This window comes from Streptomyces sp. NPDC028305 (assembly GCF_055569495.1).
On the sequence record NZ_JBVHTN010000005.1, the window covers coordinates 101670 to 124353 of the forward strand.

The following is a 22684-nucleotide window of genomic DNA, read 5'->3' on the forward strand; positions in this document are numbered from 1 at the left end:
GATGACCTTCCACCCGCAGCCGCTGGGCGGCGCCGCCAAGCCCTGGGCCTTCCCGGCCCCCGAGCGCGCCGAGCTGTCCAACGGGCTGGCCGTGCTGCGCTGCCACCGCCCCGGCCAGCAGGTCGTGGCCGTGGAGGTCAACCTCGCGGCCCCGCTGGACGCCGAGCCGGCCGGGCTCGACGGCATCGCCACGATCATGGCCCGCGCGCTGTCCGAGGGCACCGACAAGCACACCGCCGAGGAGTTCGCCGCCGAGCTGGAGCGCTGCGGCGCCACCCTGGACGCACACGCCGACCACCCCGGCCTCCGCGTGTCCCTGGAGGTCCCCGTCTCCCGGCTGCCCAAGGCGCTCGGCCTGCTGGCCGACGCGCTGCGCGCGCCCGCCTTCCCCGAGGGCGAGGTCGAGCGGCTGGTGCGCAACCGCCTGGACGAGATCCCGCACGAGCTGGCCAATCCGGCCCGGCGCGCCTCGATGGCACTGTCCAAGACGCTGTTCCCGGCGGAGTCCCGGATGTCCCGCCCGCGCCAGGGCACCCAGGAGACCGTCGAGGGCATCGACGCCGCGGCCGTGCGGGCCTTCTACGAGACGCATGTCCGCCCCTCCACCACGACCGCCGTGGTCGTCGGCGACCTGACCGGCGTCGACCTCGACAAGGCGCTGGCCGACACCCTCGGCGCCTGGACGGGCGGCGCCGCCGAGCCCCGCTCCATGCCGCCGATCACCGCCGATGACACCGGCCGGGTGATCATCGTCGACCGGCCGGGCGCGGTGCAGACCCAGCTGCTCATCGGGCGGATCGGCGCCGACCGCCACGACCGCATCTGGCCCGCCCAGGTGCTGGGCACCTACTGCCTGGGCGGCACCCTCACCTCCCGGCTGGACCGGGTGCTGCGCGAGGAGAAGGGCTACACCTACGGCGTGCGCGCCTTCGGCCAGGTGCTCCGCTCGGCGGCCCCGGACGCCTCTGGAGGGGCCACGGGCGCCGCGATGCTGGCCATCAGCGGCTCGGTGGCCACCGAGGTCACCGGTCCCGCCCTGGAGGACCTGTGGAAGGTGCTGGGCACGCTCAAGGAGGAGGGCCTGACGGACGCCGAGCGCGATGTCGCCGTGCAGAACCTCGTCGGGGTGGCCCCGCTGAAGTACGAGACGGCGGCCGCGGTCGCGGGTACGCTGGCCGACCAGGTCGAGCAGCACCTGCCGGACGACTTCCAGGCGCACCTGTACGCGCGCCTCGCGGAGACCGGCACGGTGGAGGCGACGGCCGCGGTGGTGAGCGCCTTCCCGCCCGACAGGCTGGTCACGGTGCTCGTGGGCGACGCCTCGAAGATCGAGGAGCCGGTCAAGGAGCTCGGCATCGGCGAGGTGAGCGTCATCCAGGGCTGACCTGGAGATGACCCGGGGGTTTACCCCAGGTTGACGTGAGGCCGACGCGCCCGGCCGCCCTCGCGAGCTGGGCGAACGGGCCGCCGGGACAAGGACCCTGGCGCCGTTTCAGGCGCCGGGGTTTCCTTTTGTTGCCGTTTCACCGGTCGTTTCGCCCGCTTTATAGCAGAGGTTGCCCATCTGGATGGGCGTGTCTGTGGGGAAACCAACAAAAGAGCGGAACCGTTTGGTGATCGAAAGCGGTCCCGCTTAGCGTCAGTCCGGTTGCCCGCCCGAGACACGCCGCGCCCGCGGCACGGACAACCATCGCCGAATCCCCGTACGGCGCGAGCCAGGGGAACCGGGGAACCAGCCTCGCCCGTTGCCGCCCGCGGCGCCGGAGGGGCGATTCCCAGGGGTGAATCGGACGCCTTCCCCGCGAGGGGCGAGGGGCCCGTAGGAGACCTTCCTGCTCCGAACCCGTCAGCTAACCCGGTAGGCGAGAGGGAAGGAAAGGAGTGCGCCGCTTCATGGCGATCACCCGTACCACCGGGAAGCACCGCCGCCCCGGACGCGCCCCCCGTACCGCCCGCTCCGGCGCCAACCTGGCGGGCATAGCCACACTGGCCGCCTCCGGCGTGGTCGCCGGCTTCGCCGCCCCGGCGCTCGCGGCCTCGGACGACGGGCGCGGCGCCGAGGACACCGGGCTGCGCCAGGCGGTCGCCATGGGCGACGAGCTCGCCGACCAGGTCGCCGCCCAGGCGGAGACCCAGCAGTCCTTCGCCGCGGAGGCCGCCGCCAAGGCGCAGGCCGAGGCCGACGCCCGCAAGGAGGCCGCGCGGCTGGCCGCGGAGGCGAAGCGCAAGGCGGAGGCGGCCGCGAAGAAGGCCAAGCAGGAGCGTGAGGCCAAGGAGCGCGCGGCGCGCGAGGCGGAGCGCAAGCGGCTGAACATGTTCGTGCTGCCGGTCTCCGGCTCGTACCTCTCCACCAGCTACCAGGCCTCCAGCGGCCTGTGGTCCTCCGGCAGCCACACCGGGGTGGACTTCCACGCCGCGTCCGGGACCTCGGTGCACTCCGTGGGCTCCGGCACCGTCGTCGAGGCCGGCTGGGGCGGCGCGTACGGCAACAACATCGTGATCAAGATGAACGACGGCACCTACACCCAGTACGCGCATCTGTCGTCCCTCAGCGTCTCCGTCGGCCAGGCGGTCACCCCCGGTCAGCAGATCGGCCTGTCCGGCGCCACGGGCAACGTCACCGGGCCGCATCTGCACTTCGAGGCCCGCACGAGCCCGGACTACGGCTCGGACATCGACCCCGTCGCCTATCTGCGCTCGCACGGCGTCAACATCTGATCAACCGCACGCCGCCCGAAGGCCCCGGTCCCACGGACCCGGGGCCTTCGGTCTGTCTGTCTGTCCGTCCGCCCGCTGTCCGTCCGCTCGCCCTGGCCAAAAAATATCCATGAAATCCCCCCGCCCATCGGAAATTCCAGCCGCTTAGAATAGAGTCGCTGAACACGCGTCAATCGGCTGCGTTTCGCGGAGATTAAGGCGGAGGTTCGACAATGCGGGACCGTAAGTGAACGGCGATACGACCGCGGTCCACGGCAGCCGCCGGATTTCGGCGCACGCGGTGTGTACGGCGATCCGCGACGACATCGTCTCCGGCACCTTCGCGCCGGGCAGCCGGCTGACCGAGGAAGTCCTCGCCCGGCGGTACGGCGTCTCGCGTGTGCCCGTGCGCGAGGCCCTGCGCACCCTGGAGTCGGAGGGCTTCGTGACCACCCGCCGGCACGCGGGCGCATGCGTGGCCCAGCCGTCCGACCGGGAGGCCGCCGACCTGCTGGACATCCGCGCGCTGCTGGAGCCGCTGGGCGCCGCCCGGGCCGCCCAGCGCCGCACCGAGGCGCATCTGAAGGTGTTGCGCGGCCTGGTCCGGCTGGGCCAGGAGCGGGCCCAGCGCGGTCAGCTGGGCGAACTGCGGTCGCTGAGCGACTGGTTCCACGAGACGCTGGCCCAGGCGTCCGGCAGCCCGAGCCTGGCCGGGCTGCTGGTGCAGCTGCGGCGCAAGATCGCCTGGGTGTACGCGGTGGAGCCCCGCCGGTCCGCGCCGCCCGTCCCGGGCGGCCCCGGACGCCCCGACTTCTCGCTCAGGGCCGTCGAGTCCTGGAGCGAGCACGGGGCGCTGGTCGACGCGGTGGCGCGGGGCGACGCCGACCGCGCCCGGACGCTCGCCGCGGCTCACGCCGAGCGCTCGATGTCGGAATACCGGCTGCGCCGTCCCCCCCGCGTGAGGACTTCGAAACATTCCGTAAACAATGCGGGCGCGCGGAATTAACAGCGGCCCCGTATACAACTTCTTGGAATTATCGCCGATGTGTCGCGGCCGTGGATTTCCGTGGCCGCTGATTTCGTGTCCCCGTATTCAGGTGGTGTGTGCGGAGCGCGGGCGGAAAACATAAAACAACGCGGCCGCGGTCGCCCGGAATGGGGCACCGCGGCCGCGCTGCGCGGCCGTGCCGAATCGATCCGCCGACGGCGGAGCCGGAGCCAGTCAGACGGTCTCCGGCAGCTCCTCGAGCCCCTCGCCGACCAGCTTGGCCAGACGGTCGAGCGCGACCTCGGCGTCATCCGCCTCCGAGGCGAGGACGACCTCCTCGCCGCCCTGGGCGCCGAGGCCGAGCACCGCGAGCATGGACGCGGCGTTGACCGGGGTGCCGTCCGCCTTGGCGATCGTGATGGGGACGCCGGAGGCGGTGGCCGCCCGGACGAAGATCGACGCGGGGCGGGCGTGCAGGCCCTCGGCCCAGCCGATGTTGACGCGGCGCTCAGCCATGGTGTTGCCCTTCAGAAGCGGTGTGGTTGTTGTCTAGACCAAATCATACGGTGTCGGTGTCTGGGTCTGCCCGGAAGGTGTCCGAGTGGGCCCGAGCGTGCCCGTACGGGTCCGATACGGACCTTCCCTCGACACCTCCTCTTCACGCAAGAGGGGTCCGCCATTCGGATGTCCGGACCCCTCTCCACCCGCGCCGTAGGCTGGGCCCCATGCGGCCCCCGTCCGACACCCACGCCTATCCGGCCCACTGGGAGGCCGACGTGGTGCTCCGCGACGGCGGTACCGCCCAGATCCGCCCGATCACCGCCGACGACGCACAGCGCCTGGTCAGCTTCTACGAACGGGTCTCGGACGAGTCCAAGTACTACCGCTTCTTCGCGCCCTACCCCCGGCTCTCCGATCGCGACGTCCACCGCTTCACGCACCACGACTACGTCGACCGGGTGGGCCTGGCCGCCACGGTCGGGGACGAGTTCATCGCCACCGTCCGCTACGACCGGATCGACGGCCAGGGCCTGGCCGCGACGGGCCCGGCCGACGAGGCCGAGGTCGCCTTCCTCGTCCAGGACGCCCACCAGGGCCGCGGGGTGGCCTCCGCCCTGCTCGAGCACATCGCCGCCGTCGCCCGCGAGCGCGGCATCCGCCGTTTCGCCGCCGAGGTGCTGCCCGCCAACACCAAGATGATCAAGGTGTTCACGGATGCGGGCTTCACCCAGAAGCGCAGCTTCGAGGACGGCGTCGTCCGGCTGGAGCTCGACCTCGAACCCACCGACCGCTCCCTGGCCGTCATGCGCGCCCGCGAGCAGCGCGCCGAGGCCCGCTCCGTACAGCGGCTGCTCGCCCCGGGCTCCGTCGCCGTCATCGGCGCCGGGCGGGCCCCGGGCGGCGTCGGCCGCACCGTGCTGCGCGGCCTCCTGGACGGCGGGTTCACCGGGCACGTCCACGCCGTCAACCGCCGCTTCCCCGGGGAGTGGAAGCGGCTGGACCCCGAGGGCGTCCCGGCCCACCGCTCGATCCGCGAGATCGACGGGCCGGTCGACCTCGCCGTCGTCGCCGTCCCCGCCGACCAGGTGCCGTCCGTGGTCGCGGACTGCGGCGAACACGGCGTCCAGGGCCTCGTCGTGGTCTCCGCCGGCTACGCGGAGAGCGGGCCCGAGGGCCGCGACCGCCAGCGCGAGCTGGTCCGCCAGGCGCGCACCTACGGCATGCGGATCATCGGCCCCAACGCCTTCGGCATCATCAACACCGCCGACGGCGTGCGGCTGAACGCCTCCCTCTCGCCTCGGCTGCCCGCCCCCGGCCGGCTCGGCCTGTTCACCCAGTCCGGGGCGATAGGCATCGCGCTGCTCTCCGGTCTCGACCGGCGCGGCGCGGGGACCGCGGGGGTCTCCACCTTCATCTCCGCGGGCAACCGCGCCGACGTGTCCGGCAACGACCTCCTCCAGTACTGGTACGACGACCCGCGGACGGACGTCGCCCTGATGTACCTCGAGTCCATCGGCAACCCCCGCAAGTTCACCCGGCTCGCCAGGCGCACGGCCGCGGTCAAGCCGGTCGTGGTCGTCAAGGGCGCCCGGCACAGCGGCAGCGCCCCCACCGGCCACGCCGTGCCCGCCACCGGCATCCCGGACGCCACCGTCTCCGCCCTGCTGCGGCAGGCGGGCGTCATCCGGGTCGACACCGTCACCGAGCTCGTCGACGCCGGGCTGCTGCTCGGCTCCCAGCCGCTCCCCGCCGGCCCGCGCATCGCCATCCTCGGCAACTCCGAGTCCTTGGGGCTGCTCACCTACGACGCCTGCCTCGCCGAGGGGCTGCGCCCGCTGCCGCCCCGCGACCTGACCACGGCCGCCGCCCGCGACGACTTCCGGCGGGCCCTGGCAGCGGCCCTCGCCGACGACGCGTGCGACGCGGTCGTCGTCACCGCCATCCCCTGGGTCGGCGACGCAGACGCGGCCGACCTCGCCGGGGCGATGCGGGGCGCGGCCGCCGAGGCGGCGGCGGGCGGCGCGGCCAAGCCGGTGGCGGTGGTCCACCTGGAGATCCCGGGGCTCGTCGAGGCCCTGGCCGCGCCCTGGGGCGCCCCCGGAGCACACGGGGGACAGGAGGGCGGTGAACCCTTCCCGGCCCCGCGGATCCCCGCGTACCCGGCCGCGGAGCGCGCCGTACGGGCCCTCGCCGAGGCCGTGGGGTACGCGCGGTGGCGCCGGCAGGCCGAAGAAGAGCCGGGGCGGGTGCCCCAGTACGAGGACATCGACGAGGCGGGGGCCGCGGCCGACATCGACGTGCTGCTCGCCCCGTCGGACTCGACCGAGGCGGCCCCGCCCGGCGGCCCCCGCCCCGAGGTCCCGGCCCCGCCCCCCGTCAGCCTGTCCGCCCCCGACGCCCAGCGCCTCCTCGCCCGCTACGGCGTCAGCGTGCTGCCCGCGTTCCCCGCCCCCGACCCGGACGCCGCCGTACGGGCCGCGGCCCGGCTCGGCTTCCCCGTCGCCCTCAAGACCACCGCGCCCCAGCTGCGCCACCGCGCCGACCTCGGGGGTGTGCGGCTCGACCTCGGCGGGGAGGCGGAACTGCGCCGGTCCTACGCCGAGTTGACCGGGTACCTCGGCGCCCCCGAGGAGCTGCGGCTCGTCGTGCAGCGGATGGCCCCGCGCGGCGTCGACACCGTCGTACGGGCCGCCATCGACCCCGCCGCCGGGGCGGTGCTCTCCTTCGGGCTCGCCGGAGCCCCCTCCGAGCTGCTCGGCGACACCGCGCACCGGCTCGTCCCGGCCACCGACCGGGACGCCGCGGAGCTGATCAGATCCATCCGGACCGCGCCGCTCCTGTTCGGCTGGCGCGGCTCAAGACCCGTCGACACCGCGGCGCTGGAGGAGCTTCTGCTGCGGGTGTCCCGACTGGTGGACGACCATCCCGAGGTGGTCGGCGTCGACCTGGAACCGGTCGTCGTCGCCCCGCACGGCCTGTCCGTGCTCGGCGCGGCCGTCCGGCTGGCCCCGCCACCCCCGCGCACCGACCTCGGCCCCCGCCACCTCCCCAGCTATTGACCCCGCCGTGGGCATGGCCGGCATGGGCGCCGGTGTCGGCGCGGGCCCGTAGGATGGGCACATGGCGAAGACCGGTACGACGACCAAGGGGCTGCGCGCGGCGATCGAGCGCAGTGGCTATTACCCGGCACTCGTTGCCGAGGCGGTGGAGGCCGCTGTGGGCGGTGAGCCCGTCGTCTCGTATCTGGTCCACCAGGAGACCACCTTCGACTCCAACGAGGTCCGCCGCCATGTCACGGTCCTCGTCCTGACCGGCACCCGCTTCATCGTCAGCCACACCGACGAGCAGGCCGCCGACGGCACCTCCCCGTCGCCGTACGCGACCACCTCCACCGAGTCGGTGAAGCTCCAGCGGATCTCCTCGGTGGTGCTCAGCCGGGTCGTGGCCAACCCCGAGTCGTACACCCCCGGCACGCTGCCCCGCGAGGTGGTCCTCACCATCGGCTGGGGCGCCGTCAACCGTCTCGACCTCGAGCCCGCCGCCTGCGGCGACCCCAACTGCGAGGCCGACCACGGCTACACCGGCTCCTCCACCGCCGACGACCTCAGCCTGCGGGTCAGCGAGGCGGGCGACGGCCCCGACAGCGTCCGTCAGACCCTCGCTTTTGCCCAGTCGCTCTCCGAAGCCACCGTGGACACGCCGGACGCCGGCCGCTGATGTCCGACTTCACCGCGGGCTCCACCACTGCCTCCCCATGGCATGAGCCCGAGCCGCTCGACCCGCGCTCCGCCCCCGCGCCCCGCTACGGCACGGGCTCGCTCGCCGATCTGCTGCCCGCCGTCGCCGCGGGCCAGGGGGTCCCGGGCCTTGCCTCGGGCCTCGCCCTCGCGCCCGCCGACCGCGTCTGCGTCTTCCTGGTCGACGGCCTCGGCTGGGAGCTGCTGCGCGCCCACCCCGCCGAGGCGCCGTTTCTGACCTCGCTGCTGGCCGGCTCGCTGGGCGGCACCGGCGAGCCCATCACGGCGGGCTTCCCCTCCACCACCGCGACCTCGCTGGCCTCCGTCGGCACGGGCCTGCCGCCCGGCGCCCACGGCCTGCCCGGCTACACGGTGGCCGACCCCGCCACCGGCGGGCTGATGAACCAGCTGCGCTGGCAGCCGTGGACGGACCCGCACGCCTGGCAGCCGTACCCCACCGTCTTCCAACTGGCCGACGCCGCAGGCGTGCACACCTGCCAGGTGTCCGCGCCGACCTTCGCCGAGACCCCGCTCACCAAGGTCGCGCTGAGCGGCGGCACCTTCCACGGCCGGCTGACCGGCGAGGAGCGCATGGATCTCGCGGCCGAGCAGCTGGCCGCGGGCGACCGCTCGCTGGTGTACACGTACTACAGCGAAGTCGACGGCAAGGGGCACCGCTTCGGCGTCGACTCCGACGAGTGGCGCGCCCAGCTGCGCTATGTGGACGGGCTCGTCCAGCGCCTCGCCGAGCAGCTGCCGCCCCGCGCCGCCCTCTATGTCACCGCCGACCACGGCATGATCGACATCCCCTTCGACCCGGAGTCCCGGATCGACTTCGACGAGGACTGGGAGCTGCGGGCCGGCGTCGCCCTGCTGGGCGGCGAGGGCCGCGCCCGCCATGTGTACGCGGTCCCCGGCGCCGCGGGCGATGTGCTGGCCGTGTGGCGCGAGGTGCTCGGCGACCGGATGTGGGTGGCGAGCCGCGACGAGGCCATCGAGGCGGGCTGGTTCGGGCGGCCTGACGACGCTGGCGTCGGCGGCGGCGTGGACGAGCGGGTGTACCGGCGGATCGGCGATGTGGTGGCCGCGGCCAGCGCGGACGTCGCGATCGTCGCCTCGCGGACCGAGCCGAAGGAGTCGGCGATGGTGGGGCTGCACGGCTCGATGACCCCCGTCGAGCAGCTCGTCCCGCTCCTCGAAGTACGCTCCTGAGCCGTTCCTCCGCCCGCCCCGCTCGCCTGCCCGCCCCTCCCGTACGAAAGGCCTCACCACTCCCATGCCCGAGCTGGTGTTCTTCTCCGGAACCATGGACTGCGGAAAGAGCACCCTCGCTCTCCAGATCGAGCACAACCGCTCGACGCGCGGGCTCCAGGGCATGATCTACACCCGGGACGACCGGGCGGGCCGGGGCAAGCTCTCCTCGCGGCTCGGGCTGGTCACCGAGGCCGTCGAGGCGGGTGACGACCTGGACTTCTACGCCCATGTCGTCGGGACGCTCACGGCCGGGGGCCGCGCCGACTATGTGATCGTGGACGAGGCGCAGTTCCTCGCCCCGCCCCAGATCGACCAGCTCGCCCGGGTCGTGGACGACCTCGGGCTCGACGTCTTCGCCTTCGGCATCACCACCGATTTCCGCAGCAAGCTCTTCCCCGGCTCGCAGCGCCTGGTCGAACTCGCGGACCGGATCGAGGTGCTCCAGGTCGAGGCGTTGTGCTGGTGCGGGGCCCGCGCCACGCACAACGCCCGGACCGTCGGCGGCGAGATGGTCGTCGAGGGCGCCCAGGTGGTCGTCGGCGACGTCAACCAGCCCGGGACCGAGGTGGGTTACGAGGTGCTGTGCCGGCGCCACCACAGCCGCCGCATGACGGCCGCCGCCGCCCGCGCCGCCGCGCTGTCGCCCGACGTCCTCCCCGTCGACCCGACGTCCCCGGCCCCGATCCCCGCCCCCGCGTCCGGCGACACCGGCGAAACGCCCTGGACCGCCTCCTAGCCGTCCGTCAGCCGTCCGTTCCGACCAGGGTGAAGGCCGCCCCCTCCGGGTCCGTGACGGTGGCCGTACGGCCCCTCGCGCCGTCCTGTGGCGGGAGGACCACATAGCCGCCCAGCTCGGCCACCTGGCGCACCGCCTTGTCCACGTCCGTCACCGCGAAGTGGGTCCGCCAGTGCGGGCCCCGGTCGCGCGGGAGCGCGCCGCCCAGGCCGTGGATCGCGGCCACCGGCCGCCCCGCCACCCGCAGGGTCCGCACATCGGATCCGGATTCGGATCCGGGGGCCGTGCCGGGGCCGTCGGACCGACGGGGAGAGGGCTCGCTGTCGCAGCCGAAGACCATGTCGTAGAACTTGCCGACGGCCGAGGACTCACGGGTCATCAGCTCATGCCAGACCGGGGAGCCCGGCACCCCGATCTCCTCGGTGCCCAGGCCCTCGCGCTCCTGCCACACGCCGAAGGCCGCGCCCTCCGGATCGGCCGCGAGAGCCATCCGGCCCGCGTCGTCCGCGTCCAGCGGGCCCACCGCCACGGTGCCGCCGCACGCGCGGATCAGCTCCGCCGTCTCGTCGACGTCGTCGGAGGCCAGATACGTCGTCCAGGCGACCGGGAGGTGGCGCTCCGGAGGCAGCTCGCCCAGCCCGGCGACCAGCCGGTCGCCGATCCGCGCGCGTACATACGGGCCCAGGTGCCGTGGCCCCGGGGTGAACTCCCAACCGAACAAGGCGTGGTAGAAGTCCTGCGTCGCGGCCAGGCTGTGCACCATCAGGCTCGTCCAACAGGGCGTGCCCGGTGTGCGCCGGGTCGCTGCCTCGGTCATCTTCACTCTCTCCTCGGACCATTGTGGTGTCCGTACGGCTTCGGCCCGCCCGCTGGTGTGCGGGGCGGTGGTGGGGGTGGTCGCGCCCGACAGATATTTGCACCACCTGTCGTGACACGGGCCCTGGCCGCGCCGCAATTCGCGGCTCCCGCCAGGACAATGCCCGCTTTCGGGCCGGGCATCCGTTTCCGAGCCATGGTCGCGGGGGGTCCGTCAGCTGTACGGCGGGTGATCGAGTGGGCCAATAGTCGCAGTCACATCTACGCAAGGATGGTTCCCATGAATGCCATCATCACCGCATCCGATCTCATGGATGAGTTGGCGGGAGAGCAGCCGCCGCTCCTCCTGGACGTCCGCTACCAGCTGGGCGGCCCGCCCGGCCGCCCGGCGTACGAGGCCGGGCACCTCCCCGGCGCGGTCTACGTCGACCTCGAGGCCGAACTCGCGGGCCCCGCGGGCGCGGCCGGCCGCCACCCGCTGCCCGATCTGTCCGTCTTCGCCGCCGCGATGCGCCGGGCCGGAGTCCGCGCGGACCGGCGCGTGGTGGCGTACGACGGCGGACAGGGGTGGGCCGCGGCGCGCGCCTGGTGGCTGCTGCGCTGGGCGGGCCACCCGTCCGTACGCGTCCTCGACGGCGGCCTGGCGGCCTGGACCGAGCAGGGCGGCCCGCTGAGCACCGAGGTGACCGCCCCGCCCGAGGGCGACTTCGAGCCGCGCCCCGGCGCCCTGCCGCTGCTGGACGCGGACGGCGCGGCGGCGCTGGCCCGGCGCGGGGTGCTGCTGGACGCGCGGGCGGGCGAGCGGTACCGGGGCGAGGTGGAGCCGATCGACCCCGTGGCCGGGCACATCCCCGGGGCGGTCTCGGCGCCGACGATGGAGAACGTCACCCCCGAGGGCCGGTTCCTGCCGGCCGAGCGGCTGGCCGAGCGCTTCGGCGAACTCGGCGCCGCCGAGGGCACCGAGGTGGGGGTCTACTGCGGCTCGGGCGTCTCGGCCGCGCACCAGGTGCTGGCCCTGGCGGTCGCGGGCGTCCCGGCCGCCCTGTACGTCGGCTCCTGGAGCGAATGGTCGGCCGACCCGGCCCGCCCGGTGGCCACCGGCCCCGACCGCGGCTGAGGTCCCACACCGGGCCAACGCGACCGGGCCCCGCCGTCGGAGCGACGGCGGGGCCCGGTGCGGCTGCTGTTGCCGCTAGTCCTGCTTCTTGCGGCGGGTGCCGAAGACGATCTCGTCCCAGCTCGGCACCGCCGCCCGGCGGCCCGGACGCACGCCGTCCGCCTCCGCCTGACGGTCCGTGGTGCCGGTCAGCCGGTCGCGGTGCCCGGCGACCGAACGCGGCATCAGGACGTCCGCGTACGCCGAGCCGGCGCTCGCCGCCGGGGCCGGCGGCTCGACGGCCTCCGGCTCCTCGGCCGGCTCGTCCGGCGGGGAGGAGACGCCCGGCGGCTCCGGCACGATCATGTCGCCGCGGAAGTTGGGCACGGCTTCCAGCAGGCTGGTGAGCGAGTCCCGCTCCCCGCCGAGCCCGTCGTCCACCGAGGCGGACGCCGACGCGGACTCGGCATCGCCGTCACCGCGCTCGGGCGCGCCCAGCCGGTCCCGGTCCCGGTCGCGGTCACGCGGCAGCCGGGCGATCCGCGGCACGAAGGGGAAGCTCGGCTCCGGGGTGTCGTCGGCCTCGCCGATCAGCGCCCGGGCCTCGTCGTCGACGGCCTGCACCAGCCGCCGGGGCGGGTCGTAGGTCCAGCTGGCCGAGTGCGGCTCCCCGGCCACGCGGTAGACCAGCAGCACCTCCCAGGTGCCGTCGTCACGCCGCCAGGAGTCCCACTGCGCGGTGTCCTTCTCGGCGCCGCGCAGCAGCAGCCGCTCCGCGACCGCCTCGCCGAGCTGGGGCCCGGCGTTCTCGCCGGGGCGGCGCACGGGGGTCTTGCGGGCGCGCTCGGCCATGAAGGCGCGCTCCGCGAGCACCGGTCCCTCGAAGCGGCGCACGCGGTCGACGGGGATGCCCGCCATCTGCGCGACCTCTTCGGCCGAGGCGCCGGCGCGTATACGGGCCTGGATGTCACGCGGCCGCAGATGGCTCTCGACCTCGATCTCGATCTGGCCGAGCCGAGCGCGGTCGTTGCGCACGGCAGCGCGCAGTCGCTCGTCGATGGGAAGTGTGTACTCCGTGCTGTCCGCAGCCTTGAGCACCAGCCGTGTGCCGTCGTTGCTGACGGCCACGACACGCAGTTCGGGCATGGGGACCTCCCGGGTGGTGCCTGCCGACGTCACGGTTGCGTCGCTGCTCTCCCGCTAGACGAGTGTGGCCTGCCCGGGTGCAGCCTGCCACAACTTTGCCGAGTTGCCCGGCGTGTCGGGCCTGCACCCCGATCCGCCGTTATGGCACGGTGACCTGTTTGCAGCCCAAAGCGACGGCGCCGTCGCTCGGGGCAGCGATCCCCATGTCATGTCGCGGCGCCGCCGGTTGAGTTGCCGCCGTCCGACCCCTCCCGTTGGGTCCGGGCGGCCGGACGGGAAAGCGGGGCCAAGGATCGTCACAGTACTCCATTCGGGCCGCTCAGGTGGAGCGGCGCGCCAGCCGAGTTCTCGCCGCGCGGGGCCCGCGGACCGGGAATCGGGCGGTGTCGCCCGTGAAGTGGGTGGCAAGTTTCACATGATCGACAGAAACGGAACGATCTACTTCGTTTTTGCTCGCTTCCCTTCATGTGCGGGAACGAATGTGCGGATGCGTCAGTCGCCCAGCACCCGCCGCAGATAGTCGTTGCCGAACCGCCGCTCCGGATCGAGCCGGTCGCGGACGGCCGTGAACTCTCCGAAGCGCGGGTAGACCTCGGCCAGATACGCGGCATCGCGGCTGTGCAGCTTGCCCCAGTGCGGGCGCCCGCCGTGCGCGGTCATGATCTGCTCGGCGGCGGTGAAGTACTCCCGGTGCGGGGTGCCCCGGTACAGATGCACCGCGATGTAGGCGGTCTCCCGGCCGGAGGCGGTGGACAGCGGGATGTCGTCGGCGGGCGCGGTGCGCACCTCCACCGGGAAGCCGACCCTGAGGCCCGAGCGCTCCACGGTCGCCTTGAGCTCGCGCAGCGCCGTGACCGCGGCCTCGCGCTCCACCGCGTACTCCATCTCCACGAAGCGGACCCGGCGCGGACTGGTGAAGACTTTGTAAGGGATGTCCGTGTACGTGCGGGCCGACAGCGCCCGGCTGGAGATCTTGGCGATGCCGGGGATGGTGGCGGGCACCGCCCGCCCCACGGAACAGGCCACCTGGAAGATGCCGTTGGAGAGCAGTTCGTCGTCGACCCAGCCGCTCACCCGGCCCAGCGGAGCGGCGGGCCCATCGGCGCGGTTGTTGCGCTTGGTGTTGCAGTTTCCGGTGTGCGGAAACCAGTAGAACTCGAAGTGCTCGTTCTCGGCGACAAGTTGGTCGAAATCCGCCATGACCCGGTCGAAGGGCATGGGTTCCTCGCGTGCGGTGAGCAGGAACTCCGGCTCCACCGCGAAGGTGATCGCGCTGACCACGCCCAGCGCCCCGAGCCCGATCCGGGCGGCGGAGAAGATCTCCGGGTTCTCCCGGTCCGAGCAGCGCAGCACCGAGCCGTCCGCCGTCACCAGCTCCAGGCCCCTGATCTGGGCGGCGATCGACGCGCTTGACCGGCCGGTGCCATGCGTGCCGGTGGCGGTGGCCCCCGACACCGTCTGCTCCATGATGTCGCCCATATTGGTCAGCGACAGGCCGTGCGCCGACAGGGTCTGGTTGAGCTGCCACAGCGGGGTGCCGGCCGCGACGGTCACCGTCCCCGCCTCCCGGTCGATCTCCCGGACCCCGGCCAGCCGCTCGGGACGTATCAGCAGCCCGTCCGTGGCGGCCACGGCCGTGAAGGAGTGCCCGGTGCCCACCGGCTTCACCCGCAGGCCCTCCTCGGCCGCCCGGCGCACCACCTCGGCCAGCTCCGCGGTGGACGAGGGGGCGATGCTGCGCGCGGGCCGGGCGATCACATTCCCCGCCCAGTTACGCCACACGCCGTTCCGGCTGGCCCTCATGGTCCTTACGGTTCTTACGGCCATCCGCACCCGACCCCTCCCGCTGTGGCGCCGACCGCAGCCGGCGGTACCCGAGGAACGCCACCGCCGCCGCGAACGCCCCGGCCACGGCCGACACCGCGTACCCCGCGCGCGCCCCGGAGGCGTCGACCACCCAGCCGGCGGTCGACGAGCCGAGCGCCACTCCGACCGAGAGCCCGGTGCTCACCCAGGTCATGCCCTCGGTCAGTCGTGCGCGTGGCACGTGCTGTTCGACCAGGGCCATGGTGGTGACCATCGTCGGTGCGACGGCCAGGCCCGCGACGAAGAGCGCCACGGCCAGAAACGAAAGGTTCCCGACCAGTTGGAGGGGGATCATACTCACGGCGATCGCACAGACACCCAGCAGCCACCTACGGGGCGCCGAGCCGGTGAGGCGCAGCAGCCCGAAGACCGCGCCCGCCAGGCAGGACCCCGCCGCGTAGATGGCGAGCACCACGCTCGCCGCGGCCTTGTGGCCCTGCTCCTCGGCGAAGGCCACCGTCACCACGTCGATCGCCCCGAAGAGCGCGCCGACGGCCGCGAAGGTGGTCACCAGCACGAGCAGCCCGGCCGAGCGCAGCGCCGCGCCGCCGGTGTGGTGCTCGCGGGGATGCGGCACCGGCTCGGTGGCGCGCTGTGCGGTCAGCGCCACCACCCCGATCGCCAGGAAGCAGCCGGCCAGCAGGGGGCCCGCCTCCGGGAACCAGGCGGTGGACAGCCCGACGGACAGGATCGGGCCGACGATGAAGCAGACCTCGTCGACGACGGACTCGAAGGCGTACGCGGCGTGCAGCTTCCGCGGCACGTCTCGGTAGAGCGCCGCCCAGCGGGCCCGCACCATCGCCCCGAGGCTCGGCACGCACCCGGCCGCCGCGGCGAACGCGAACAGCGTCCAGTCCGGCCAGCGCAGATGCGCGCTCAGCAGCAGCCCGGCGAGGGCGGTGAGCGCGACGAGTGCGGCCGGCCGCAGCACCCGGCGCTGGCCGTGCCGGTCCACCAGCCGGGAGACCTGGGGGCCCAGCAACGCCGAGGAGATCGCGAGCGTGGCCGCCACCGCGCCCGCCAGGCCGTACCGGCCGGTGAGCTCGGAGATCATGGTGACCACGCCGATGGATTCCATCGAGATCATCAGCCGGCCGGGGAACCCTGCGGCGGCGAACCCCTTGGTGCCGGGGGCGGCGAAGATCGCGCGATAAGGGCCGGGACTGGGCAAGGGGTGGCTCCGCGGGTGGGCAGGTCGTGGGCACGGCGATGAGCAGGTATGCGGCTGAGCGGTAAGGAACGTAGACGCCGACACAGGTTACGGGCATCCACAGGGCGGCGCAGGTGCATTTCCCGCCCGTCAGTGCCGGGTGGCAGGATCGGGAACATGCCGGATCAGTCAGCCCAGCCATCCCACGCTCGGTCCTCCGCCCCGTACGACGCCCTGTTGTTGCTCTCCTTCGGCGGTCCCGAGGGTCCGGAAGACGTGGTGCCGTTCCTGGAGAACGTGACGCGCGGGCGCGGCATCCCCCGCGAGCGACTGAAGGAAGTGGGCCGGCACTACTTCCTCTTCGGCGGGGTCAGCCCGATCAACGCGCAGAACCGCGAGCTGCTCCAGGCGCTGCGCAAGGACTTCGCGGAGCACGGCCTCGAGCTGCCCGTCTACTGGGGCAATCGCAACTGGGCGCCCTATCTGACCGACACCCTGCGCGAGGTGGTCGCCGACGGCCACCGCCGCGTCCTCGTGCTGGCCACCAGCGCGTACGCCTCGTACTCCGGCTGCCGCCAGTACCGCGAGAACCTCGCCGACGCGCTCGCCGCGCTGGAGGCGGAGGGCCTCGAGCCGCCGCGCGTCGACAAGCTGCGGCACTACTTCAACCACCCCGGCTTCGTCCGTCCCATGATCGACGCGACGCTCGCCGCGCTCGCCGGGCTGCCCGAGGCGGTGCGCGCCGGAGCCCACCTCGCCTTCACCACACACTCCATCCCGACCGCCGCCGCCGACACCTCCGGCCCGCCGCGGGACCACGGGGACGGTGGCGCGTATGTCGCCCAGCACCTCGACGTGGCCCGGCTGATCGCGGACGCGGTGCGCGAGGAGACCGGCGTGGAGCACCCCTGGCGCCTGGTCTACCAGTCGCGCAGCGGCGCCCCGCACATCCCCTGGCTGGAGCCGGACATCTGCGACCACCTGGAGGAGGTGCACGGCGCGGGCGCCCCCGCCGCCGTGATGGTCCCGATCGGCTTCGTCTCGGACCACATGGAGGTCAAGTACGACCTCGACACGGAGGCGGCGGCCAAGGCCGAGGAGCTGGGGCTGCCGGTCGCGCGCGCCTCGACCGTGGGCGCGGACCCGCGCTTCGCGGCCGCGGTGCGCGAGCTGGTGCTGGAGCGCGCGGCCACCGAGCGCTTCGCCGCCGGCCGGGAGGCCGCCGCGCCGCAGCGCTGCGCGCTGGGCGCGCTCGGCCCGAGCCACGACCTCTGCCCGGCGGGCTGCTGCCCGGCCCGGGCGCCGCGGCCCGCCGCCGCGGGCACGGACTGAGCGCGCGCCACCGCCCCGGCCCGGGAAGCCCGGCCACCACGCCCGCCCGCACGCCTGCCTGCACGCCTCAAGGAGCACTAGGAGCACGATGACCGACTCCCTCACGACCGAACTGCTCGACGTCGCCCTGGAGGCCGCCCACCGGGCGGGAGAGCTGCTGCGCGACGGCCGCCCGGCCGACCTCGGCGTGGCCGCCACGAAGAGCAGCCCCATCGACGTGGTCACCGAGATGGACCTGGCCGCCGAGAAGCTGATCACGGACTTCCTCGCCGAGCGCCGCCCCGACGACGGCCTGCTGGGGGAGGAGGGCGCGAGCACCGAGGGCAGCAGCGGGGTGCGCTGGGTGATCGACCCGCTCGACGGCACGGTCAACTACCTCTACGGCCTGCCGGCCTGGGCGGTGAGCATCGCCGCCGAGTGGGGCGGCGAGACGGTCGTGGGCGTGGTGACGGCGCCGATGCGCCGCGAGACGTACCAGGCGGTCCTCGGCGGCGGCGCGTACGTCGTGGCGCACGAGGGACAGGGGAGCCGGGAGCGGATCCACTGCCGCCCCGCGCCCGTGCTCGACCAGGCGCTCGTGGGCACCGGCTTCGGCTACCTCACCGAGCGGCGCGTCGGCCAGGCCGAGGTCGTCCGCGCGCTGGTGCCGAAGGTGCGCGACATCCGGCGCGGCGGATCGGCCGCGATCGACCTGTGCGATGTGGCCTGCGGCCGGCTCGACGCGTACTACGAGCGCGGGCTGAACCCCTGGGACTACGGGGCCGGCGAGCTGATAGCCCGCGAGGCGGGCGCGCTGACCGGAGGCCGCCCGGGCGTCCTGGCGTCCGGCGAGCTCACCATCGCCGCACCCCCCGGCCTCTTCGAGCCGCTCCAGCGGCTCCTGGAGGACCTGGGCGCCTGGCACGACTGACGAGCGCCCCGACCGGGCGCCGACCGCTTGAGGGCCCCGTCGAGGGACAGCACGGCGCCCCGGTGCCACAAGGGCAGCCGGGGCGCCGCGGGGTCGGTGACGTGGGTGCCGGAGGACCGCCGTCAGGCGATCGCACCGACCTCCACGCCATGTTCGGCGGCGAGTCGGCGGAGGTCTTCAAGCTCCGACAGCTCGACGTCGGCGAGGAAGTCGTCGCCCGTCTCACGGGCGCGGGTGAGGTCGGACTTGGTGGTCTCTATACGCTGCAGAATCCCTGCGGTGAACGCGTCCATGTGCGCCCCCTCGTCGTGGGTCGGTGGCACGGGGGTGTGCCGACGGCGGGACGATCACGTGCGTGGTCCCTGCTGATGGCACAGATGCTTGTGGGATGCCACATACAGGGCGTGATCGCGGGTGTGCAGTCGTCCTCCCCATCGCTCCGCGAGCGGAAACCTCTGCCGAAAAAGAATCTTGAGCAGTCCCTTCCGGATCCCCCTTACCGCCGGTTTATGAGCCTTCGAGGCAGGATGGAGGCGCCGGGCGCCGATCGAGTCCGGCCGGATCGCGCCCATGGGGCCCAAGGGAAGGACTGACGACCGTGCGTGTACTCGTCGTCGAGGACGAGCAGCTGCTCGCCGATGCGGTGGCCACCGGACTGCGCCGGGAGGCCATGGCCGTCGACGTCGTGTACGACGGGGCCGCCGCCCTGGAACGGATTTCGGTCAACGACTACGACGTGGTCGTCCTTGACCGGGACCTGCCGCTGGTCCACGGCGACGATGTGTGCCGCAAGCTCGTCGAGCTCGGCATGCCCACCCGCGTGCTGATGCTCACCGCCTCCGGCGATGTCAGCGACCGCGTCGAGGGCCTGGAGATCGGCGCCGACGACTATCTGCCCAAGCCCTTCGCCTTCAGCGAGCTGATCGCCCGGGTGCGGGCGCTCGGCCGCCGCACCACCGTCGCCCTGCCGCCCGTCCTGGAGCGCGCCGGGATCAAGCTGGACCCCAACCGTCGCGAGGTCTTCCGGGACGGCCGGGAGGTCCAGCTGGCCCCCAAGGAGTTCGCGGTGCTCGAGGTGCTGATGCGCAGCGAGGGCGCCGTCGTCTCCGCCGAGCAGCTGCTGGAGAAGGCGTGGGACGAGAACACCGACCCGTTCACCAACGTGGTCCGGGTCACCGTCATGACGCTGCGCCGCAAGCTCGGCGAGCCCGCGGTGATCGTCACCGTGCCCGGCTCCGGCTACCGGATCTGACCGGGCATGGCCACGACCCCGCTTCCGCCCACCGCACCACCCAAGCCCAGCTGGGACCCGCGGCCGTCGAGCCCGCGGCCCTGGCTGCGCCCCACGATCCGGATACGTCTCACCCTGCTGTACGGCGGGATGTTCCTGATCGCCGGCGTGGTGCTGCTGACGATCATCTATCTGCTGGCGGCGGACGTTCTCCAGGGGAGCAGCAAGCTTCCCTTCCAGATCGTCAAGATGGACTACAGCCTCACCGACCCCAGCTGTGAGCTGCCGAGCAACAGCAGCACCACGCTGTTCAACCAGGCGGTGGCCCAGTGCATGAACCACCAGCGCGCCCTCGCCCTCGACGCCCTGCTGCGCCGGTCGCTGCTGGTGCTGCTGGGCCTGGCCGTGCTGGCCTTCGCCTTCGGCTACGCCATGGCCGGCCGGGTGCTCTCGCCGCTGGGCCGGATCACCCGCACCGCGCGCCAGGTGGCGGGCTCGGACCTGTCCCGGCGGATCAAGCTGGACGGCCCGGACGACGAGCTGAAGGAGCTGGCCGACACCTTCGACGAGATGCTGGAGCGCCTGGACCGCGCGTTCACCGCCCAGCAGCGGTTCGTGGCCAACGCCTCGCATGAGTTGCGCACCCCGCTGGCGATCAACCGCACCCTGCTGGAGGTGCAGCTCTCCGACCCGCAGGCGTCCCCCGATCTGTCCCAGCTCGGCAAGACGCTGCTGGCCACCAACGAGCGCAGCGAGCAGCTGGTGGAGGGGTTGCTGCTGCTCGCCCGCAGCGACAACGAGATCGTCGACCGCAAGCGCGTGGACCTCGCCGAGGTCGCCTCCCAGGCGCTGGAGCAGGTCCGTACGGAGGCGCAGGACAAGGGCGTGGAGGTACGGGGGGTGCGCGACCCCGCCGTCGTCCAGGGCAACGGCGTGCTGCTGGAGCGGATCGCGCTGAACCTCATCCAGAACGCGGTGCGGTACAACGTCCCCGAGGACGGCTGGGTGGAGGTGACCACCGAGGTCCAGGAGGGGACGGGGCAGGCGGTGCTGGTCGTGGCGAACACCGGGCCGGTGGTCCCGGCCTACGAGCTGGACAACATCTTCGAGCCGTTCCGCAGGCTGCGCACCGAGCGCACGGGCAGCGACAAGGGCGTCGGGCTCGGTCTGTCGATCGCCCGCTCGGTGGCCCGGGCCCACGGCGGGCGGATCACCGCCGAGCCGCGGGACGGCGGAGGCTTGGTCATGCGCGTGGTGCTCCCGCTCTGAGGCGGCGGATCCCGCAGCGGAGCCCGCGCCGGAGAAGGTCCTGGACATCGCCGTGAGCGCGTTCGCTTTGGGAGGAATTTTGGCGATCCGACCCCCGCCTGTATCCTGTGTGATCGATCACATGGGCGAATTTCAAGCCATATACTCTGTGTGATCGTCGCGACCGGTGGAAAGCCGGGAAAGTCCGGGTTTCCCGAGGTCGTGATCACGGGAAGTACACGTGAGGGCGCATGTGGATGCGACTTTCGGACCGTGTACGGTCCCGATCGCCATCCAAGCCGATCACCTCTTCAGGGGTGCGGTTGGGTGTCGATTGAGTAACAGACCTTGATGTGAGGCAAAATCTCCGCCTCGGGTCGGGCACAAGTCCGGCCTCTCACGCGTTACGTGCGCTGGAGACACCGCAGACACCCAGAGGGGGAGAGCGACATGGCAACGGATTACGACACCCCACGCAAGACCGACGACGACGTCAACGAGGACAGCATTGAGGAGCTGAAGGCCCGGCGTAACGACAAGTCCGCGTCGACTGTCGACGTGGATGAGTTCGAGCAGGCCGAGGGCTTGGAGCTGCCCGGCGCGGACCTCTCCAATGAGGAGCTGTCCGTGCGGGTGCTGCCCCGCCAGGCCGACGAGTTCACCTGCATGAGCTGCTTCCTTGTGCACCACCGCAGCCAGCTGGCCGCCGAGACCAAGAACGGCCAGCCGATCTGCCGCGACTGCGCGGCGTAGCCGCGGGTCAGGCGTGGACGCGGAGCATGGTGACGTGACCGGAGCGCACGTCGAGCGAGGCCGGCTGGCCTCGCTCGCGGCCGCCATCGGCCAAGGTGCCCGGAAGGGAGGCGAGCGCGCAAGAGCGGGGGTCTACGCGGTCGCCGACCGGATCGTCGCGAACGCTCCACGCATCCCGGTCCGCGACCTGGCCGCGCTGCGCAAGCAGTTCCCCGGGCTCGGCCCGGAGGAGATCGCGGACAAACTGGTGGCCGGTGCGGCTAACGGCACCTCCACCGTGGGCGCGGGCGTCGGCGCCGCGGCGATGCTGCCGGCCCCGCCCGCCATGCCCACCGAGCTGGCCGCCGAGATCATCGGCGTCGCCTCGATAGAGATCAAGCTCATCGCCGAGCTCCATGAGGTCTACGGGGTGCGCGCGCCCGGCACCGTCCGGCAGCGCGCTATCGCGTACCTCGGGTCCTGGGCCGAGGAGCGCGGCGTCGACGCCGCCGTCCCGGCCAGTGTGAACGCCGCGCTCGGCGTTCAGATGAAGCGTGAGCTGCGCCAGCAGGTCCTCAAGCGCAGCTTCCGCAATCTGCCGAACCTCGCGCCCTTCATGATCGGCGCCACCGTGGGCGCCGCGATGAACCGGCGCGACACCAAGAAGCTCGCCCGGAAGATCCGCAAGGATCTGCGCGGTCGGCAGGTGCCCTGGATCGCGCTCCCGCCGCTGGAGGCGTAGCCCGCGCGGCTACTGGGCCCGTACGGCCGAGAGCGCGGCGGACAGGCCCTCGGGGTCGCGGGTCGAGACGTAGACGTACGGCGTCGGGTCCTGCGGGTCGGTGACCTCCACCCGCAGCGCGGTCGGGATGTAGCTGCGCAGCAGCATGAACGCCCGCGGATCGGCCTTGTAGGTGCGCCAGGCGACCGCCTCGTCGCGGTCCAGCGTCTCGGCCGTGCCCAGCGCCGACACCGGGATCTTGGCGTCGCCCGCGACCAGCGAGCCCGCCACCACCCGGACCCGCACCGAACCGTAGGAACTCACCACGACGGCGGAGGCCGCCGCCCCGCCGATCAGTCCGCCGAGCATGGGCAGCGTCCCGAAGGGGAGCATGATCAGTGCCGTCGCCACCCCGATCAGAAATGCGATGAACCACCATGAACGGGGTGCGGTCAGGCGTTCTTCGTAAGGCTGCATGGGCTCAAGCTTGGCATGGCCGCCGACCGGCGCTTCCCGCGCGGGT

At 73.0% G+C, this 22684-nt stretch carries 21 protein-coding genes and 1 riboswitch; of the genes, 14 read left to right on the forward strand and 7 right to left on the reverse strand.

All coding sequences use genetic code 11. The features are described from left to right. The first annotated feature begins 1 nt into the window (after position 1). The 3 genes from ACZ4WQ_RS21445 (at position 2) to ACZ4WQ_RS21455 (ending at position 3703) form a co-directional block, all read left to right on the forward strand. Positions 2-1384 (forward strand): M16 family metallopeptidase, encoded by a 1383-nt coding sequence (locus ACZ4WQ_RS21445; RefSeq protein ID WP_311723885.1) that lies wholly within the window; start codon positions 2-4, stop codon positions 1382-1384. Between the two features lie 297 nt (positions 1385-1681). Next, positions 1682-1880, forward strand: a riboswitch (cyclic di-AMP (ydaO/yuaA leader). A gap of 13 nt (positions 1881-1893) precedes the next feature. Next, positions 1894-2718 carry a M23 family metallopeptidase gene (locus ACZ4WQ_RS21450; RefSeq protein WP_311723770.1) on the forward strand — a complete coding sequence of 275 codons (825 nt, stop codon included), beginning with the start codon at positions 1894-1896 and terminating at the stop codon, positions 2716-2718. A gap of 226 nt (positions 2719-2944) precedes the next feature. Further along, positions 2945-3703 (forward strand): GntR family transcriptional regulator, encoded by a 759-nt coding sequence (locus ACZ4WQ_RS21455; RefSeq protein WP_398373686.1) that lies wholly within the window; start codon positions 2945-2947, stop codon positions 3701-3703. 216 nt (positions 3704-3919) lie between these two features. Here ACZ4WQ_RS21455 and ACZ4WQ_RS21460 read toward each other — a convergent pair whose 3' ends face one another. Further along, positions 3920-4201 carry an HPr family phosphocarrier protein gene (locus tag ACZ4WQ_RS21460; protein ID WP_311723768.1) on the reverse strand — a complete coding sequence of 94 codons (282 nt, stop codon included), beginning with the start codon at positions 4199-4201 and terminating at the stop codon, positions 3920-3922. 209 nt (positions 4202-4410) lie between these two features. Here ACZ4WQ_RS21460 and ACZ4WQ_RS21465 point away from each other — a divergent pair, with 209 nt between their 5' ends. From ACZ4WQ_RS21465 to ACZ4WQ_RS21480, 4 genes are all read left to right on the forward strand, one after another. Beyond that, positions 4411-7245 (forward strand): bifunctional acetate--CoA ligase family protein/GNAT family N-acetyltransferase, encoded by a 2835-nt coding sequence (locus ACZ4WQ_RS21465; RefSeq protein ID WP_358847730.1) that lies wholly within the window; start codon positions 4411-4413, stop codon positions 7243-7245. Positions 7246-7306: 61 nt separating this feature from the next. Further along, complete coding sequence (locus ACZ4WQ_RS21470; protein WP_311723766.1) at positions 7307-7903, forward strand: DUF5998 family protein; 597 nt, start codon at positions 7307-7309, stop codon at positions 7901-7903. Beyond that, positions 7903-9135, forward strand: a complete 1233-nt coding sequence (locus tag ACZ4WQ_RS21475) for an alkaline phosphatase family protein (RefSeq protein ID WP_311723765.1) — start codon at positions 7903-7905, stop codon at positions 9133-9135. Before ACZ4WQ_RS21470 ends, ACZ4WQ_RS21475 begins: the two co-directional genes overlap by 1 nt. A 64-nt stretch (positions 9136-9199) precedes the next feature. Further along, complete coding sequence (locus ACZ4WQ_RS21480) at positions 9200-9913, forward strand: thymidine kinase (protein ID WP_311723763.1); 714 nt, start codon at positions 9200-9202, stop codon at positions 9911-9913. Positions 9914-9920: 7 nt separating this feature from the next. On the opposite strand, the gene ACZ4WQ_RS21485 is transcribed toward ACZ4WQ_RS21480, so the two are convergent. Next, the gene (locus ACZ4WQ_RS21485) at positions 9921-10730 is read right to left on the reverse strand and encodes a VOC family protein (protein ID WP_385342019.1); all 810 of its coding nucleotides are present in this window, start codon (positions 10728-10730) and stop codon (positions 9921-9923) included. Positions 10731-11009: 279 nt separating this feature from the next. Between ACZ4WQ_RS21485 and ACZ4WQ_RS21490 the strand changes: the two genes are divergently transcribed. Continuing rightward, positions 11010-11846: a sulfurtransferase gene (locus ACZ4WQ_RS21490; protein WP_398373687.1), complete on the forward strand. Its 837-nt coding sequence runs from the start codon at positions 11010-11012 to the stop codon at positions 11844-11846. A 75-nt stretch (positions 11847-11921) separates the two neighbouring features. Here ACZ4WQ_RS21490 and sepH read toward each other — a convergent pair whose 3' ends face one another. The 3 genes from sepH to ACZ4WQ_RS21505 all read right to left on the reverse strand — a co-directional run bounded on the left by sepH (position 11922) and on the right by ACZ4WQ_RS21505 (position 16008). After that, entirely contained in the window at positions 11922-13004 is a 1083-nt protein-coding gene (gene sepH / locus ACZ4WQ_RS21495) for a septation protein SepH (RefSeq protein ID WP_385346220.1), read from the reverse strand. A 459-nt stretch (positions 13005-13463) separates the two neighbouring features. Beyond that, positions 13464-14798, reverse strand: a complete 1335-nt coding sequence (locus ACZ4WQ_RS21500; RefSeq protein WP_468022340.1) for a D-arabinono-1,4-lactone oxidase — start codon at positions 14796-14798, stop codon at positions 13464-13466. Continuing rightward, complete coding sequence (locus tag ACZ4WQ_RS21505) at positions 14743-16008, reverse strand: MFS transporter (protein ID WP_398373689.1); 1266 nt, start codon at positions 16006-16008, stop codon at positions 14743-14745. The genes ACZ4WQ_RS21500 and ACZ4WQ_RS21505 overlap by 56 nt, the downstream gene beginning before the upstream one ends. Positions 16009-16164: 156 nt before the next feature. Between ACZ4WQ_RS21505 and ACZ4WQ_RS21510 the strand changes: the two genes are divergently transcribed. After that, a complete protein-coding gene (locus ACZ4WQ_RS21510; RefSeq protein ID WP_398373690.1) occupies positions 16165-17319 on the forward strand; it encodes a ferrochelatase in 1155 nt (384 codons plus the stop codon). An 88-nt stretch (positions 17320-17407) separates the two neighbouring features. Then, positions 17408-18229, forward strand: a complete 822-nt coding sequence (locus ACZ4WQ_RS21515) for an inositol monophosphatase family protein (RefSeq protein WP_398373691.1) — start codon at positions 17408-17410, stop codon at positions 18227-18229. 122 nt (positions 18230-18351) lie between these two features. Here the strand turns inward: ACZ4WQ_RS21515 and ACZ4WQ_RS21520 are convergent, their stop codons facing one another. Further along, on the reverse strand, positions 18352-18522 hold the full coding sequence (locus ACZ4WQ_RS21520) for a hypothetical protein (protein ID WP_170066589.1): 171 nt from the start codon (positions 18520-18522) through the stop codon (positions 18352-18354). Between the two features lie 305 nt (positions 18523-18827). Between ACZ4WQ_RS21520 and ACZ4WQ_RS21525 the strand changes: the two genes are divergently transcribed. The 4 genes from ACZ4WQ_RS21525 (at position 18828) to ACZ4WQ_RS21540 (ending at position 22182) form a co-directional block, all read left to right on the forward strand. Then, positions 18828-19481: a response regulator transcription factor gene (locus tag ACZ4WQ_RS21525; protein ID WP_311723754.1), complete on the forward strand. Its 654-nt coding sequence runs from the start codon at positions 18828-18830 to the stop codon at positions 19479-19481. Between the two features lie 6 nt (positions 19482-19487). Beyond that, entirely contained in the window at positions 19488-20729 is a 1242-nt protein-coding gene (locus tag ACZ4WQ_RS21530) for a sensor histidine kinase (protein ID WP_311723753.1), read from the forward strand. A 429-nt stretch (positions 20730-21158) separates the two neighbouring features. Further along, entirely contained in the window at positions 21159-21461 is a 303-nt protein-coding gene (locus ACZ4WQ_RS21535) for a DUF4193 domain-containing protein (RefSeq protein WP_009714537.1), read from the forward strand. 13 nt (positions 21462-21474) lie between these two features. Beyond that, positions 21475-22182 carry a hypothetical protein gene (locus tag ACZ4WQ_RS21540; protein ID WP_398373692.1) on the forward strand — a complete coding sequence of 236 codons (708 nt, stop codon included), beginning with the start codon at positions 21475-21477 and terminating at the stop codon, positions 22180-22182. Between the two features lie 9 nt (positions 22183-22191). Here the strand turns inward: ACZ4WQ_RS21540 and ACZ4WQ_RS21545 are convergent, their stop codons facing one another. Further along, a complete protein-coding gene (locus ACZ4WQ_RS21545) occupies positions 22192-22638 on the reverse strand; it encodes a DUF3093 domain-containing protein (protein ID WP_311723751.1) in 447 nt (148 codons plus the stop codon). Positions 22639-22684 lie beyond the last annotated feature (46 nt).